The 15,374-nt window shown below is 62.6% G+C and carries 13 protein-coding genes and 1 pseudogene; 3 read left to right on the forward strand and 11 right to left on the reverse strand.

The genetic code is table 11. The annotated features are described in order from the left end of the window. Nucleotides 1–100 precede the first annotated feature (100 nt). From BM186_RS01735 to BM186_RS01745, 3 genes are read right to left on the reverse strand one after another with little or no spacing between them, the layout of a single operon-like run. Nucleotides 101–922 carry an aldo/keto reductase gene (locus BM186_RS01735; RefSeq protein WP_074913244.1) on the reverse strand — a complete coding sequence of 274 codons (822 nt, stop codon included), beginning with the start codon at nucleotides 920–922 and terminating at the stop codon, nucleotides 101–103. Then, entirely contained in the window at nucleotides 909–1,343 is a 435-nt protein-coding gene (locus BM186_RS01740) for a VOC family protein (RefSeq protein ID WP_074913245.1), read from the reverse strand. The genes BM186_RS01735 and BM186_RS01740 overlap by 14 nt, the downstream gene beginning before the upstream one ends. A 2-nt stretch (nucleotides 1,344–1,345) precedes the next feature. Further along, entirely contained in the window at nucleotides 1,346–2,026 is a 681-nt protein-coding gene (locus BM186_RS01745; RefSeq protein ID WP_004423451.1) for a class I SAM-dependent methyltransferase, read from the reverse strand. Between the two features lie 178 nt (nucleotides 2,027–2,204). Between BM186_RS01745 and BM186_RS01750 the strand changes: the two genes are divergently transcribed. Together BM186_RS01750 and BM186_RS01755 are read left to right on the forward strand one after the other, a co-directional pair. Then, a complete protein-coding gene (locus tag BM186_RS01750; RefSeq protein WP_074913247.1) occupies nucleotides 2,205–5,303 on the forward strand; it encodes a transglycosylase domain-containing protein in 3,099 nt (1,032 codons plus the stop codon). Nucleotides 5,304–5,398: 95 nt separating this feature from the next. Beyond that, the gene (locus BM186_RS01755) at nucleotides 5,399–6,283 is read left to right on the forward strand and encodes an alpha/beta hydrolase (RefSeq protein ID WP_074913249.1); all 885 of its coding nucleotides are present in this window, start codon (nucleotides 5,399–5,401) and stop codon (nucleotides 6,281–6,283) included. Between the two features lie 15 nt (nucleotides 6,284–6,298). On the opposite strand, the gene BM186_RS01760 is transcribed toward BM186_RS01755, so the two are convergent. From BM186_RS01760 to BM186_RS01775, 4 genes are all read right to left on the reverse strand, one after another. Next, entirely contained in the window at nucleotides 6,299–6,511 is a 213-nt protein-coding gene (locus tag BM186_RS01760) for a VF530 family protein (protein WP_072422791.1), read from the reverse strand. A gap of 72 nt (nucleotides 6,512–6,583) precedes the next feature. Next, a complete protein-coding gene (locus BM186_RS01765) occupies nucleotides 6,584–7,717 on the reverse strand; it encodes a redoxin domain-containing protein (RefSeq protein WP_072422792.1) in 1,134 nt (377 codons plus the stop codon). Nucleotides 7,718–7,904: 187 nt separating this feature from the next. Further along, entirely contained in the window at nucleotides 7,905–9,389 is a 1,485-nt protein-coding gene (putP, locus tag BM186_RS01770) for a sodium/proline symporter PutP (protein ID WP_072422793.1), read from the reverse strand. Between the two features lie 469 nt (nucleotides 9,390–9,858). After that, nucleotides 9,859–10,992 carry a GNAT family N-acetyltransferase gene (locus tag BM186_RS01775; RefSeq protein WP_074913251.1) on the reverse strand — a complete coding sequence of 378 codons (1,134 nt, stop codon included), beginning with the start codon at nucleotides 10,990–10,992 and terminating at the stop codon, nucleotides 9,859–9,861. Nucleotides 10,993–11,089: 97 nt separating this feature from the next. Here BM186_RS01775 and BM186_RS01780 point away from each other — a divergent pair, with 97 nt between their 5' ends. Continuing rightward, complete coding sequence (locus tag BM186_RS01780) at nucleotides 11,090–11,695, forward strand: inorganic diphosphatase (RefSeq protein ID WP_074913253.1); 606 nt, start codon at nucleotides 11,090–11,092, stop codon at nucleotides 11,693–11,695. A 157-nt stretch (nucleotides 11,696–11,852) separates the two neighbouring features. Here the strand turns inward: BM186_RS01780 and BM186_RS01785 are convergent, their stop codons facing one another. The 4 genes and pseudogenes from BM186_RS01785 to BM186_RS01800 all read right to left on the reverse strand — a co-directional run bounded on the left by BM186_RS01785 (nucleotide 11,853) and on the right by BM186_RS01800 (nucleotide 15,318). Then, nucleotides 11,853–13,151, reverse strand: coding sequence for an OprO/OprP family phosphate-selective porin (locus tag BM186_RS01785; RefSeq protein WP_072422796.1), 1,299 nt, complete (start codon nucleotides 13,149–13,151; stop codon nucleotides 11,853–11,855). Nucleotides 13,152–13,309: 158 nt separating this feature from the next. Further along, nucleotides 13,310–13,642: pseudogene (locus BM186_RS01790) on the reverse strand (YnfA family protein). Nucleotides 13,643–13,651: 9 nt separating this feature from the next. After that, nucleotides 13,652–14,080: a hypothetical protein gene (locus BM186_RS01795; RefSeq protein ID WP_072422801.1), complete on the reverse strand. Its 429-nt coding sequence runs from the start codon at nucleotides 14,078–14,080 to the stop codon at nucleotides 13,652–13,654. A 74-nt stretch (nucleotides 14,081–14,154) separates the two neighbouring features. Then, the gene (locus tag BM186_RS01800; RefSeq protein WP_074913256.1) at nucleotides 14,155–15,318 is read right to left on the reverse strand and encodes an MFS transporter; all 1,164 of its coding nucleotides are present in this window, start codon (nucleotides 15,316–15,318) and stop codon (nucleotides 14,155–14,157) included. Between the last annotated feature and the right edge of the window lie 56 nt (nucleotides 15,319–15,374).

Below are 15,374 nucleotides of genomic sequence, written 5' to 3' on the forward strand. Positions count from 1 at the left end.
CCCACCCCAGGTCCTTAGGGTGTCGTGGAGCAGTCCAGGCGATGCACGGATTCCATCGCCTGTCGTGGCGCGCGGCGCACCTACCGAGTGGCGTTGCTCGCTATACCATCTGCAATCCTTGCTTGCGCCGCGGCGGCGGGAAAGCGGCGTCGAGCAAGGCCAGGTCATCCGCACTCAGGTTAATCGAAGCCGCCGCCGCATTATCGCGTAGATGTGCGCTGCCCACGGCCTTGGGAATGGCGATCACACCCTCCTGCCTGAGCACCCAAGCAAGTGCGACCTGAGCCGGCGTCATCCCATGCCGTTGGGCCACCTCGAGCAATGCCGGCTCGTGCAGAAGCGTACCGGCCTGGCCTAGCGGACAGTAAGCCATCAGCGGCATAGCGGTGCGCTGCTGCCAGGGCAGCAGGTCATACTCGATACCGCGCGCCTCCAGGTTGTACAACACCTGATTGGTCCGGCACGCAGGCTGATCCAACTCCAGCAGATCGTCCAGATCGAAGTTGGAGACGCCCCAGGCGCCAATCTTGCCCTGCTCGCGCAGCCGCTCGAAACCCTCGACGGTCTCCTCCAGCGGGTAGCGCCCGCGCCAATGCAGCAAGTAGAGGTCGATACGTTCGCAGCCCAGTCTTTTCAGACTGCGCTCACAGGCCGCCTGAACGCCATCCCGACTGGCGTTGTGCGGATACACCTTGCTGACCAGAAACACCTCGTCCCGGCGCCCGGCGATAGCCTTGCCCACCACCAGCTCCGCACCACCCTCGCTGTACATCTCGGCGGTATCGATCAGACTCAGGCCCAGATCCAGCCCCTCACGCAGCCCCGCAACCTCACGCGAGCTTTGGCGATCATCTTCCCCCATGCGCCAGGTTCCCTGGCCTATCACCGGTACCTGCACACCGGCCAACTCAATTCTGCGCATCGATTTCTCCCATGTGGGTGGTGACCAGGTCGTACCCCTCTTCGAGCCACTGCACGAGGCACAGCCCATGGCCAAAGGGATCACTCAGCGTTACCAGGCGTCCCCAGTCATATTCGTGGATGTTGCCCTCCTGCCGAGCGCCGGCAGCGACCGCCCGTGCCAGTGCAGCATCCAGATCATCGACGACCATATCCAGATGCAGTGGCATCCAGTGGCGGCGGTAATCACGCTGTACGCCAGCCTCGGGGCAGGGTCGAGTGGCCGCGGCCTTGTGCAGCAGATAGAACGGTACAGCCGCGCCGAGCATCTCGACGACCGTACCGTCGAACAGCACACGCCCGACACTGAAGCCGAGCGCTTGCTGGTAGAACGCAACCGCCGCCGACAGATCGGGAACATCGAGGTTGAGCAGCAGCCGCATGATCAGAGCGGCTTGAGCAACAGCAGCAGGGACACCGGCTGCACACTCTCGGGATGCAGCGGCTCCTGCAGCCACTCCAGGCGCCAGCCGGTTTCACCGATGAGCGTCAGCCAGGATTGCAGCGTGCGGAAGAACCAAGGCATCGGCGCCTGGAAACCCTCGCCGAAACCGACGAAATCCTCGACCCGCCAACCGTCCTGATAAGGCTCGCCATGGCTGGCCCGCCACGGGTGCAGGGTCTGAATCAGCAGACTGCCCCCCGGTGCCAGCAAGCCGTGCAAGCTGCGCAGGATAGGCTGCAGCGGCTCTTCGAGCAGGGCGAAGTTGCAGACCAGCACCTCGAAACGCCCGAGTTGCTCGGCATGCTCCTCCAGCTCGGCATAGCCACAGACCCGATACTGACTGCGCCCGTCGCACGCGGCGCGAGCCGCCTCGATCAGCGGCGCGGAGGCATCCACCCCGACCGGTTCGATACCGTGCTCGGCCAGGCCCCGACACAGCCAGCCCTCGCCGCAGCCGATGTCCAGGACCCGCTTGGGTTGCAGCGCCAAGACAGCCTGGATGATCGCAGCATCGGTGACCAGGCGCCGGCTTTCGATGCGCTGCTCACGCACCGCAGCAGCCCAGGCGTCGGCATTGGCCTGCCAGCTTTGCTGAAGCTGTTCTCGGTGGTCGCGCTGCATGCTGATTCCCTGCATTTGTGCATTGCAGCGAGTCTAGCGCCAATGAGCCAGCCCGACACGCTTTGCGTCAAAACCGCCAGCCAGCCCCGTTCACAGCAGCTAAGCTGATAATAAGCAGACGAGGCGCCAGCGGCCGTCTCGTGTTTTCCGTGGAGCAGATAGGCCAAGCCGGTGGACTATGGGCGCGTTATGGCAATCGGATCCTCAGCACCGCGAACTTGCGTCGAACGTCTTGCCGGCGGTCGGCGACAAGCCAGCCCCGCGGCCACGCCGCTGGCGCCTGGTGCTTTACCTGCTACTGGCATCAGCGGTGGCAGCTGCAGCCGCGCTGCTGTTTTTCGAACTGCACAGCGCGCACTTCCAGGCCCGCGAATTGAGCCGCTATGCCGCTACCCTCACTTACCGCGTCGAGCCGGGGCCCAGCCCGGATATTCTCTACCCTGCTGACGGCCCCTTCGACAAACGTCAGGGTTACGCCTACCTGCCACTGATGCTGGAGCGCCTGCAGCAACGCGACTTCCTGATCAGCGAGCAGGCCCGCTTCTCTCCGGCACTGATGGCCTACAGCCGTCGCGGCCTGTTCCCACCCTTCATCGAGAAAAGCCAAATCGGCCTCAGCATCAGCGATTGCCGCGGCACGCCCTTCTATGAGTTCCGCTATCCACAACAGGGTTATGCCGATTTCGCCAGCATTCCGCCGTTGGTAGTCAGCAGCCTGCTGTTCATCGAGAACCGTCATCTGCTGGATCGCGATCAGCCACTGGCCAACCCAGCGGTAGACTGGCCACGATTCGCCATGGCCGCACTGTCGCAGATCGGCAAGGTGCTCGATGTGCAGGATCAATCAGCCGGAGGCAGCACCCTGGCCACCCAACTGGAGAAATACCGGCACTCTCCCGATGGCCTGACGCTGTCGGCGAAAGAAAAGCTGCGGCAGATGATCTCCGCCAGCGTGCGTGCCTACCAGCAGGGACCGCAGACCCTTGAAGCACGCCAGACCATCGTGCGTGACTACCTCAACAGCGTACCGCTGTCAGCCGCCCCGGGGCATGGCGAGGTCCATGGCCTGGCTGACGGCCTGCGCATCTGGTACGGCGCGGATTTCGAGCGCAGCAATGCGCTGCTCGACCCAGCCCGTACACCCGACGCCAGCATGGCTGAGCGTGGCCTGGCTCTGCGCCAGATGCTGTCACTGATGATCGCCCAACGCCGTCCCTCCTACTATCTGGCACAAGGGCGCAAGGAGATGGAAGCACTGACGGAGAGTCATATTCGCCTGCTGGCTGCAGGAGGGCTGATCGATGCCGAACTGCGCGACGCGGCTCTCGCGCAGAAACTGCAGTATCGCGACTGGCAGCAGGAACCCAATCTACGACCGGTGGAAAGCGACAAGGGCATCAGCGTGGCCCGTTCACGCTTGTCCAACCTGCTGGGCATGCCCCTGTATGATCTGGACCGCCTCGATCTGGCCGCACGCAGCACCCTGCAACGCAATCTGCAGCAGGAGACCAGCCTCTACCTGCAACGCCTGGCCGACCCCGAATTCGCCGGCAAGATCGGCCTGTTCGGCGAGCGCCTGCTGTCCCCGGAAAAGACCGCCGAGGTGCGTTATAGCTTCACCCTGTTCGAACGCACGGCCACCGGCAGTCGGGTGCGCGTGCAGACCGACAGCACCGATCAGCCCTTCGACATCAATGAAGGCAGCAAGCTGGAGCTGGGTTCCACCGCCAAGCTAAGGGTACTGGCGACTTATCTGGAGATCATCGCCGAGCTGCATCAGCGCCACGCCGACAAGAGCCCAGCCGCGCTGCGCAACGTCGAGATCGCCGAGCAGGACTACCTGAGCCGCTGGGCGATCAACCATCTGCTGACCAACCCCGGCACCGATCTGGCCAGCATGCTGGAAGCTGCGCTGGAGCGGCGCTACTCGGCCAACCCACACGAGCGCTTCTTCACCGGCGGCGGCCTGCACACCTTCGGTAACTTCCGCCGCGAGGACAACGGCCGCAACCCGACCCTGCGTGAATCCCTGCGCGAGTCGATCAACCTGCCGTTCGTCCGCTTGATGCGCGATCTGGTGCGCTACAGCACCTATCAGAACAGTGCCGAGCTGCTCAAGGACGACAAGGACCCACGCCGCCAGGAATATCTGCAACGCTTCGCTGATCAAGAGGGGCGTACCTTCCTGCTGCGTTTCTGGCGCAAGTACCAGGGCCAGCCGCAGCAGCAGCGTCTGGAGACCTTCATCAGCGGCTTGCGCCAGACCTCTGTGCGCCTCGGCGCCGTTCACCGTTACCTGCTGCCACAGGCCGATGAAGAAACCTTCGCCGCTTTTCTGCGGGCGCAACTGCCACAGGAAAAACTCACCGATCAACGCATCGCGCGTCTATACAAGGACTACGGCCCTGGCGCCTACAGCCTGCCGGATCAGGGCTATATCGCTCGCGTGCATCCGCTGGAGTTATGGCTACTGAAGTATCTGATCGACAACCCGCAGGCCACCTTCAGCGACGCCGTGGCAGCCAGCGTCGACGAGCGCCAGGAAGTCTATGGCTGGCTGCTGCGAACCAGGCACAAGAGTGCCCGCGACAGCCGCATCCGCATCATGCTGGAGGTGGAGGCCTTCTCCGACATTCACCGACGCTGGAAGAACCTCGGCTATCCCTTCCAGCACCTGGTGCCCTCCCTGGCCACCGCCCTGGGCAGTTCCGGTGACCGGCCGGCAGCGCTGGCCGAGCTGATGGGCATCATCCAGAACGACGGCATTCGCCAGCCGGTACTGCGCATCGACGAGCTGCACTTCGCCGCCGACACGCCCTACGAGACGCGGGTCGAGCGCAACACCCACGGCGCCAAGCGGGTAATGCCCTCGGAAGTTGCGGCCGCGCTGCGCAATGCACTTTCCCAGGTGGTCGAAGGCGGTACCGCAAGGCGCCTGCAGGGCACTTTCCAGCTGCAGGACGGGCGTGACCTGACACTGGGTGGCAAGACCGGTACCGGCGATAACCGCATCGAAAGCGTCGGTGCAGGCGGACGAGTGATCAGTTCACGGGCGATGAACCGCACGGCCACCTTCGTGTTCTTCCTCGGCCCGCGTCACTACGGCACCCTGACCGCATTCGTACCGGGACGCGAGGCAGAACGCTTCACCTTCACCTCGGCCCTGCCGGTACAGGTGCTCAAGGGCATGGCGCCGATCCTCGCCCCTTACCTCGAACCAGGCAGCGCCACGCTCTGCAACACTCCGTTGAGTGCAGCGCAGATCAGCCGGCGGTAATACCTGGTAACCACGGCGACCAGTGACTGGCGAAACCCGGCACCGGATATGCAGTCCATGGCAGCATCATCCGCTGCCGTTCATGAGTATCGCCGATGCCCTCCTCCTGGTTCACCCTGTTCCGCCGCCGTCGCCTGAGCCTGATTCTGATGGCCTGCCTGTTGGTGCTGCTACCGATTGGCTGCGCCAAACTGGAGCAGACCGAGCGTGAGCTGGTGTTTCGCATCGAACCCGGCACTGCCCGCTGGTTCAGCGGCCTGCCCGCAGGCATCGAGGACGTACAACTGCAGTCACCGAACCTAACGGCCGATGAAAGCCTGCATGCCTGGTGGTGGCCTGCCGCGCGCAAGGATGCCCCGGCACTGCTCTACCTGCACGGCTCACGCTGGAACCTGACCGGTCAGCTGTTTCGCATCGAACAGTTGCATGCCATGGGCTTCTCGGTACTGGCGGTGGACTACCGCGGCTTCGGCGAAAGCCGTGGCGCCCTGCCCTCCGAGCGCAGCGTCTATCAGGACGCCCTGATCGCCTGGCAGCATCTGGTACGCCTGCAGCCAGAGGCGGACAAGCGCTTCATCTACGGTCATTCCCTGGGCGGCGCCGTGGCGGTCAACCTGGCGCACGAGCTGGCGGGCGAAGATGAAGCAGCGCAGGCCGCCGGTCTGATCGTCGAGTCCAGCTTCACCAACCTGGGTGATGTGGCGGCCGCGGTGACCAATACCTCGTTACCGGTGCGCTGGCTGCTGTCGCAGGAGTTCGATTCGCTGGGCAAGATCGGCGAGGTGGGTATTCCGGTATTGATCGCCCACGGGCGCGACGACCGCTACGTGCCGTCGCGCTTCAGCGAGGCGCTGTTCGCCGCCGCCAACGAACCCAAGCAATTGCTGCTGATCGATGGCGCCAACCACAACAACGGCCTGCGCATGGCGGGCAACAGCTATCGGCAGGCGTTGCAGGCGCTGGGGCTCGAACTCAACTGATGGGGGTGAACGACCTCAGGACTTGAACTGCTGCAGATAGAGTTCCTCGACCTTGGCCCGCGCCCAGGGCGTCCTGCGCAGGAAGGCCAGGCTCGATTTGAGGCTCGGCTCGTGCTTGAAGCAGCGGATATCGATGCGCCGGGCCAGGCCGTCCCAGCCCAGGCGCTCCACCAGGGCGCTGAGGATGGCCTGCAGGGTGAGGCCGTGGAGCGGGTCTTTCGCGGTCATGGGGTAGCCTGTGCGAGTTCGGGAAATCGGGGCCGCCACCTTAGCCAAAGGCGACCATCGGCGAAAGCCCGATCAGCCGCTCGCCGTCGGCGAGTCGCCGGCGACATCGGCAGCGCCGCGCACGCCCTCCTCGAGATAACCCAGGTTGGCCTCGCGGATCTGCTTGGCCGCCTCGTCGTAGAGAAACGGCAGGAACATGAAGCGCCGCCCGCGAGTCACCGGCAGCGCCTCGTGCAGCAGCGAACAGGCGAACACCACGGCGCCGCCCCGTGGCGCGCTATACAGCGCCGCGCCGAACTCGGGAAAACGCAACCAGCCGCCCTCGTACTCGCCGCTGTTGAGATACAGCGAGACGGCGAAGCGGCGATGCGCAGTACCCTTGGTGGTGTTGTCGCGGTGCGGGCGGAAGTGCCCCTCTTCCTCGGCGTCGTAGCAGCCGATCAGGTAGCGCTCCATGCGCGAGACCTTGAACTGGAAGGCACGCTCGATCTGCGGCACCAGGCGTTGGTGGATACGCAAGGCGCAGGCTTCGCGTAGGGTTTCGTCCTCCACCAGACAGTCGCGCCGGCTCTTGTGCGTCTGGCCGATCACTTGCACGGTCTTGCCGTCGATGTCCTGCATATAGCCGGAGCGCTCGCCGCCGTGCGCCCGGTAGTAGTCCATGAGTTCGCGGCACAGGCTCGGCTCGAAGATCCGCGGCAGCACCAGCACCGGCGCCTGGAACGCCGCGCGGCAGGGCGCGCCGATCTGCGGCAGGTTGTCCAGCACCTGTGTCAGCACCTGCAGGTGCGCCGCCGCGTCGCCGACGAAGGGCAGCACCGCCAACACCCGCAGCATGGGGTCGAGCACGTAGCTGACGCGCTGGTAGCGGCCGTCCTCGCGGCAGGCGCCGTACAGGCGGCTGACCTGGCGGTCGACGTCCCAGAAGTAGCGCACCCCCGGCAGCGACTCGACGACGCGCTGCAGGCGCGCATCGTCGGCATCTACGGAGACGCCGAAGAAGGCCAGGTTGAGGTCGTCGAAGCGCTGACGCTGCTTGCTCAGCCCGGCGAGCAGCGCCTGACTGACGGGGTCGGCGGCCGAGGCGAAGAAGCACAGCAGGATGTAGCGCCCGCCGACCGTGTCGAACACGAAGCGCTGCCGGCTCTGCGTGGAACAGACGAACCAAGGCGCGGCCTCGCCGACGCCGAGTAAGTTGTTGGCCATGCCCGGGCCCTCCGCGCGACTGAGGGAAAGCGGCCCCTGTCACAGGGAGCTCAGGCCTAAGCATAGGCCAGAACAATGGCAGGACCTCATCTGCCGGGCTCCGTGGCGCTGACCGACCCGCAGCGCAGGCATGAAAAAGGCGGTGGTTGCCTAGGCAACCACCGCCTGTGTCGTCACTGCCTGGGGATCAGACCGACTGGTATTCCTTCTCCGCTTCGTCGAAGCGCTGCAGCATCGTCTTGCTCGGGCCGTTGCCGATACGGCTGAAGATGACGATGGCCAGGGTAGCGAGGATGAAGCCCGGAATGATCTCGTACAGCCCCAGACCAATCCAGTTTTTCCACACGATCACGGTGGCAGCACCAACCAGCATGCCAGCCAGGGCGCCATTGCGGGTCATGCCCTTCCACAGCAGAGACAGAATGACCACCGGACCGAACGCAGCGCCGAAGCCGGCCCAGGCGTAGGACACCAGACCCAGTACGCGGTTCTCCGGGTTGGCCGCCAGGGCGATGGCGATCAAGGCGACCAGCAGTACCATGGCACGGCCGACCCAGACCAGCTCGGTCTGCGAGGCGTCTTTACGCAGGAAAGCCTTGTAGAAGTCTTCGGTCAGCGCACTGGAGCACACCAGCAGTTGGCAGCTCAGGGTGCTCATCACCGCAGCCAGGATGGCGGACAGCAGGATACCGGCGATCCAGGGGTTGAACAGCAGCTTGGCCAGCTCGATGAACACGCGCTCCGGGTTCTCGCCGACCGGGCCCGCCACCTCAGGGTGTGCCGCGAAATAGGCGATACCGAAGAAACCTACGGCAACGGCACCCGCCAGGGTCAAGATCATCCAGGTCATGGAGATACGGCGGGCAGCCGGGATCGACTTGACCGAATCGGCGGCCATGAAGCGCGCCAGAATGTGCGGCTGGCCGAAGTAGCCCAGGCCCCAGGCCATCAGCGAGATCACACCAACGAAGGTAGCGCCCTTGAGCATATCGAAGTTGGTGGCATCGACCGCCTCGATGGCGACCATGGCCGGATCGAAGCCGCCAGTGGCGATCATCACCACGACCGGGGTCAGGATCAGCGCGAAGATCATCAGCGTGGCCTGCACCGTGTCGGTCCAGCTCACTGCCAGGAAGCCACCGATGAAGGTGTAGGCGATGGTCGCCGCGGCGCCGGCCCACAGCGCGGTCTCGTAGGACATGCCAAAGGTGCTTTCGAACAGGCGAGCACCGGCCACCACGCCGGAAGCGCAGTAGATGGTGAAGAACACCAGGATCACCAGTGCCGAGAAGATGCGCAGGATGCGGCTGTTGTCTTCGAAGCGATTGGTGAAGTAGTCAGGCAGGGTCAGGGCGTTGCCGTTGTGCTCGGTCTGCACGCGCAGGCGGCCGGCGACGAACAACCAGTTGAGGTAGGCACCGATCACCAGACCGATGGCGATCCAGCTTTCCGAGATGCCGGCGATGAAGATCGCACCCGGCAAGCCCATGAGCAGCCAGCCACTCATGTCGGAGGCACCGGCGGACAACGCGGTAACGAAGCTACCGAGGCTACGGCCACCGAGGATGTAGTCGGAAAGGTTCTTGGTGCGCAGATAGGCGATCAGGCCGATCAGCACCATGGCTGCGATGTACACCACGAAGGTGACGAGCATTGGAGTACTAGCTGTCATTTTGGGGGGCTCCCCTCTCGTTTGTTGTTCTCGGGCACCGTGCCCTGATTGGCAAAGTGCACCCGCTTTTGCGGATGCGGGGCTCCGGTCTCTCTTCCTCGTCACATCGATATCGAGTGAGCACGATCGAGGCATATACCGGTGCAGTGAAATCTCCACGATCTCGTCAATGCATCGGCAAGTGCCTGGGCACTTTCCCTGACCTCCCTGGCTTGCGCCTGCGGCCACCGAATCGCGTCACCACCGCAGTTCGACTGCAAGAACTTCTCTTATCGGTCTAGCCCAGCAATGCTGGTCTGACCAATAGACGCAGACAAAAACGGTCGTAACGAAAGTGAAGGGCGGAATTTAGTGGCAGAAGCGAACGGGCTTCTTGCTGAAAGCTCTGGAGTTTTTACAGAAATCTCCGACTCAGGGAACTTCCGGCAAACAGCTGTTTCGACCCTTCGCCGATAACCTGATCGCTCGATCAGCCGTTGTCAGGCTGGCGAAAAGGCAGATAGCTTCGCGCCTCTTGCGCGTAAACCCGCACGCCAGAGCGCTCCTGCTCGAGAAAGTCGGCAACGGCAGCATGCAGTCCCGGGTGACGCAGATAGTGCCAAGAGCGAGTAAGAACCGGCTCGAAGCCTCGGATCAGTTTGTGCTCGCCCTGCGCCCCTGCATCGAAGCGCTGCAAACCTTCGGCGATGGCCAGCTCCATGCCCTGATAGAAGCAGGTCTCGAAATGCAGCCGGTCGAATTCAGCCAGACACCCCCAGTAGCGGCCATAGAAGGTATCACCATCGACCAGGCTGAAGGCCATGGCCAGCGCACGGCCACGCTGCGCCGCGAACACCACCCGAATCATCTCGGGCATGCGTTCAGCCAGCAGACTGAAGAAATCCCGCGTCAGATAGGGCGCCTGGCCACGTACGTGGTAGGTGTTGGCGTAGCAGTGATAGACGAAATCCCAGTCCGCCTCACTCAATTCGTGGCCCAGACGCCTGTCGAACTCGATGCTCTGCCCCGCCACCTGTTCACGCTCCTTGCGCATCTGCTTGCGTTTGCGCGAGCTGAGCGCATCGAGAAAGTCCTGGAAATCCCGGTAACCCCGATTGTGCCAATGGAACTGGCAACCCAAGCGCTCCAGCCACCCCGGTCGCCGCACCATCACGGCATCACAGGCCGGACTGGTGAAATTGATATGCAGGCTCGACAACTCTTCCTGGCTCAAACCAGCCGTCAGCGCGTCAAGCAAATCCCCGGCCGCATGGGCATCACCCAGCAAGCGCGCCCCGCTCACCGGCGAGAACGGCACGGCGCCCAACAGCTTGGGGTAATAACCGATTCCGGCACGGCGACAGGCATCGGCCCAGCCGTGATCGAACACGTATTCGCCGTAGGAATGCTGCTTCAGATACGCCGGCAGCGCCGCCTGCACCTTGTCGTGCTCATCGCACCAAAGCCGGTGTGAGGGCTGCCAACCGCTGCGGCCGCCAACGCTGCCGCTGTCCTCCAGCGCACTGAGAAAGGCATGACGAAGAAAGGGTTGTGGCTGCGCCAGCAGTCCGTCCCATACGTCCGCGGGCACAGCATGAAGCGAGTCGATGATGGTGAGGGGCATGACCTGAGTCCCAGAAGCCAGACTGCAATATATCTCTAACAAGGCGCCAGCAAGATGACTGCCGGCTTATTAACCCTCAAGCTTATCGGGAGTCATCATGCGTAGATCATTGCTTGCCCTCGGTGTTGCCATCAGCTTCGCTGCTCCTAGTACCCTCGCAGCGCCTGGTATCGTTCATCCCTTCCATGCCGCGCAGGCAAAAGATGCGCCGAATGAAGTGCACATGGCTGTCGAGATTCCCGCCGGCAGCATCACCAAATATGAGATCAACGAGGAGGGCTTGGTCTTCGTCGACCGTTTCCAGTCGATGCCAGTTGCCTATCCGGCCAATTATGGCTCGCTGCCACGCACCCTGGGTGGCGACGGTGATCCGCTCGATGCGCTGGTACTCACCCGCGAAGCGCTGCATCCAGGCGTGCTGATCAAGTTCCGCCCGGTCGCGGTGCTGAGAATGATCGATGGTGGGGAGGCGGACGAGAAGATCATCGGTGTCCCTAGCAGTGATGTCGATCCTACTTACGACAAGATCCTCAATGTCGATGACCTGCCACTGATCGAACGTCAGCGCATCGAAGCTTTCTTTAGCGTCTACAAGAAGTTGCCGGAAGGTCGCAAGAAAGTCGAACTCAATGGCTACGGCAATGCAGCCGAGGCGCGACAGCTTATCGAAGAAGCACTGGAGCGTTTCCAGAAGCAAAACTGATCGTAGCGAGCAGAGAGCCCCAGCAAGTCTGGGGCTTTTTTGTTCAGTTGAAATGTATGGCGAATGAACTGGCGATGTTTTCGGTTACATGGCGCCAAGCTGGAAACAATAAAAAACCCCGCACATGGCGGGGTTCAAAGGAGCAATCAGGTATTACTTAGAACGCATACTGAGCACGGAAGACCATGCCGTCACCGTCGTCGTCGCCATTTGCGTTGGTGGAGTTGTCGACCTTGGCCTTGACGTAGACACCGCTGATCTTGACGGAGTCGTTGACGTACCAGTTGACACCCAGGTTGTGGACCTTGGCTTCGATGTCACTGATAGCCGCACGAGCACCGTTATCGTCATCTACCGACAGGTGGTCATAACGATAGAAAAGCTCCCAGGCGCCAATCTGCTTGTTGCTGGGCTTGATGCTGTCGAACTTGCCGAGCTTGTAGCCACGGGCTTCACCGGTCAGGGTGTATGCAACCTGAGCGTAGTAGCCATCACCTTCGATATCGTCGAAGGCAGCGCTGTCAGCTTCCATTTCACGCTTGATGTATTCGCCTTGAATCGAGAACGGGCCCATGGCGAATGCTGCTTCAAGACCGAGGGCGCTGTCGTTGTCGTAGGAGCCTGCCGGCGAAACGTTGGTACCACCCAGAACCAGACGGTTGCCGTTGGTACCAGCATCGTTACCACCGCTGGTGCTCACACCACGCATGCCCATACGGCTGCGAATACGAGCGTCGAACGCGGTGTCGGAAAGGTCACGCTGGGCGTAGTTGACACCGAAGTGCAGAACGTTGCCGGCTTCGTGCATCGGAGCGAAAACACCGCGTACGTTGAATTGCTTGGTGCTTTCACCATCGACATCGTTCTGGTCTTTGGCACTCAGACCGAAGGAACCGTACAGCGAATCACCTGCGCTGCCAGAAACCTGGATACCGAGACCGTTCTGATGGGCGTTGGCCCAGTCAACCAGATCGTAAGCAGCGGTACGTTCCTGAGCGGTAACCCACTTGGAACTCGTGGCTTTTTCAAGACCGAATTCAGGGTCGAAACGACCTACCTTGATGGAGACCGGAGCGAAACCGTTGTAGGCGATGGAAGCTTCATCGAAGTAGCCATCTTCAGAGCTGCCGGCATTGTGAGAGAAATCGTAGCTGAAGGTGTAAGCCCAGTCCTTGTAGACATAGCCCGACAGCTCGAGGAAGGCGCGGCGGAAGTAGGCAGCATCGGCATTGTCACCGTTCACGGTATAGATGCCGTCGAAGGTGCTGTAGTCAGCTTGCAGACGGCCGCCAATCTTGAAACCGAACTGCTTGTCGGTGGTACCGACTTCCAGACCGCCTTTGGTCTTGATCACGATATCGGCGCCGTCAGTGGTGACGGTACCGGCGAAAGCCTGGGCGGAAACGGCCAGGGCCAGGGCGCTGGCTACGAAACCGGCGAAGTGCTTACGGATCATCGAGAAATTCCCCTGTTGGACTTTTAGTGTTGAAAACACCCGAGCCACTGGCTCGTTCGTGCTGGGGGAATCTTGGCGAGGGGTTATTTCAGCTCAGTTGCCGATATATAAAGATTTGATGACAGCGGAACTTTTTACTTCTACTGCTTATAAGCAATTCAAGAGGGATGAAAGCGCGGTCCCAGCAGGATGATGGTGGCGCCTGCCAGGCACAGCGCAGCGCCCAACCAGTCGCTGAGCATCGGTCGGGTCTTTTCGATCAGCGCCAGCCACAGCAGCGATGCGACGATATATACACCGCCTTAGGCGGCATAGGCGCGACCGGCGAACGAGGCTTCGACGCGGGTCAGAATCAGGGCGAAAACCGCCAGGCTGAGCAGCCCCGGAGCAATCCACCAGGCGCTGCGATCGAGCCGCAGCCACATCCAGAAGGCGTAACAACCGGCGATCTCGAACAGGGCAGCCAGCAGGAACCATAGATAGTTGATCATCCTCACTCCTTAACCGCGCAAGGCACCTTCGCGCTCCCAGGCGCAGCGCACGCGCAGTCCACCCTCCTGCGGGCTGTGAAAGCCGCTATCGGACTCCCAACGAAAGGTGTGCATGCCATTGAGTTCGGTTTCCAGGTGCACCACCGCGCTGGCCCAGTACAGGCGCTTGAGCAGCGCCTCGAAAGCTTCGATCCAAAGGTTCCACTCGTACTCGACCGCGCCATAGCTGGCGCCGAAGTGGATCACCTGGGTCTGGTACAGGCCGGCACCGGGCAAGTCGCAGAAGGAAAACATCTCACGACCAAGAAACGGCCAGAGTTCGCCGGCCGGCAACTCGGCGAGCACACCATGGTTGGTTTCACGGCGCAGGCGACGTAACTCGGGGTCATCCGAGGGCCAGTCGCGGATGCAGCCATAGACGATGGATTCGGACTCCACACCGGCACTCCTGAAAAAGCAGAACGCCTTCTAACACAGCATGCCTGGGCAAGAAAGGAACTGGCGCGAATTCTTCAGCGAGACTGGCGTCGGCTACGCCCCAACAACCAGGCCACCAGTGTCATCACCAGTGCCAGCGCGGTGAGCACCGCGAACGGCAGGCGGTAGCTGCCAGACAGATCACGTGCCAGCCCGGTGAGAATGGGTGTCAGGCAACCCAGGCTGTAGCCGGTGAAAAGCATCATCGCCGTCCAGCGGCTGACCGCCAGTGGCGAGCCGGCTTCGTAAAGCGGCAGCACCAGCGACAAGGCGAAAGAGCCGCCCAGCGAGAAGCCCATGATCACAGCCCACAATTCCGGCACCAGGCGCGGCATGAACGTAACCATCGCCAGGCAACCACAGGTGATCGCCCCGCAGGCCAGCAGCAATGGATAACGGGCGTTGTAGCGCTGCGCCAGCCAGGGCAGCAGGAAGGAACTGGGCAAACCCATCAGCATCGAAATGCTCAGCAGCGAGTTGCTACGCAGCAGGCTCAGCCCCGCTTCGTGATAGCGCGCCACCACCCAGGTCGCGATGGCATAGAACAAGCCCGCCTGAATGGCGAAGAAGCAGCTGATCAACCAGGCGCGCGGCTGGCGCCAGGGCAGACCACCGCCCTCGTGCTCGTCAGCGGCGCTGGCCTGATTGGGCAACCACAGCCAGAGCATCACCCCGAACAGCGCCGGTGCCGCCCATACCGCCAGCCCCAGATGCCAGGCATCGCCGAACAGCGCCGTAGCCGGAGCCGTGAGCACCGCACCGCCAGCACCACCGATGGCCATACCCAGCGAATACCAGCCCACCACACGGCCCATCTGGCTGGCGAAATGGCGTTTGATGAACCCGGACAGCAAAGGCCCGGCAACCGCGATGGCAGCGCCCAAAGCGATGGCGCTGCCGATCAGCACCGCACTCTGGTGCGCGGCCAGACGCGCCAGCAACGCCAGGCCGATCAGTCCAAGGCATAGCACGATGGTGCGTTCGAGGCCCCAGCGCATCGCCAGGCGCGGCGCCAATGGCGCGAGCAGGCCCATGCACAGCACCGGCAAGGCGGTGGTCAAACTGATGAAGCTGCGACTCAGCGAGAGCTCCGCAGCGATGCGCTCGATCAGCGGTGCAAGGGAAGTGATACCGGGGCGCAAGTTGATCGCCGCCAGCACCAGGGCCACTAGCAACAGGGCCCGAGGGACAGGTTTCACGAGTTATCCGAGGTCATGACGGCAGGCAGGCCGGGGTGGCCACCCTACCCCTGCAG

The organism is Ectopseudomonas toyotomiensis (assembly GCF_900115695.1).
GTDB lineage: Bacteria > Pseudomonadota > Gammaproteobacteria > Pseudomonadales > Pseudomonadaceae > Aquipseudomonas > Aquipseudomonas toyotomiensis.

Coding starts and splice junctions, on each gene's coding strand:
- BM186_RS01755 (WP_074913249.1), top strand. CDS start 5,399: ATGCCCTCCTCCTGGTTCACCCTGTTCCGCCGCCGTCGCCTGAGCCTG.
- BM186_RS01760 (WP_072422791.1), bottom strand. CDS start 6,511: ATGACCGCGAAAGACCCGCTCCACGGCCTCACCCTGCAGGCCATCCTC.
- BM186_RS01775 (WP_074913251.1), bottom strand. CDS start 10,992: ATGCCCCTCACCATCATCGACTCGCTTCATGCTGTGCCCGCGGACGTA.
- BM186_RS01750 (WP_074913247.1), top strand. CDS start 2,205: ATGGGCGCGTTATGGCAATCGGATCCTCAGCACCGCGAACTTGCGTCG.
- BM186_RS01745 (WP_004423451.1), bottom strand. CDS start 2,026: ATGCAGCGCGACCACCGAGAACAGCTTCAGCAAAGCTGGCAGGCCAAT.
- BM186_RS01780 (WP_074913253.1), top strand. CDS start 11,090: ATGCGTAGATCATTGCTTGCCCTCGGTGTTGCCATCAGCTTCGCTGCT.
- BM186_RS01785 (WP_072422796.1), bottom strand. CDS start 13,151: ATGATCCGTAAGCACTTCGCCGGTTTCGTAGCCAGCGCCCTGGCCCTG.
- BM186_RS01735 (WP_074913244.1), bottom strand. CDS start 922: ATGCGCAGAATTGAGTTGGCCGGTGTGCAGGTACCGGTGATAGGCCAG.
- BM186_RS01765 (WP_072422792.1), bottom strand. CDS start 7,717: ATGGCCAACAACTTACTCGGCGTCGGCGAGGCCGCGCCTTGGTTCGTC.
- BM186_RS01740 (WP_074913245.1), bottom strand. CDS start 1,343: ATGCGGCTGCTGCTCAACCTCGATGTTCCCGATCTGTCGGCGGCGGTT.
- putP (WP_072422793.1), bottom strand. CDS start 9,389: ATGACAGCTAGTACTCCAATGCTCGTCACCTTCGTGGTGTACATCGCA.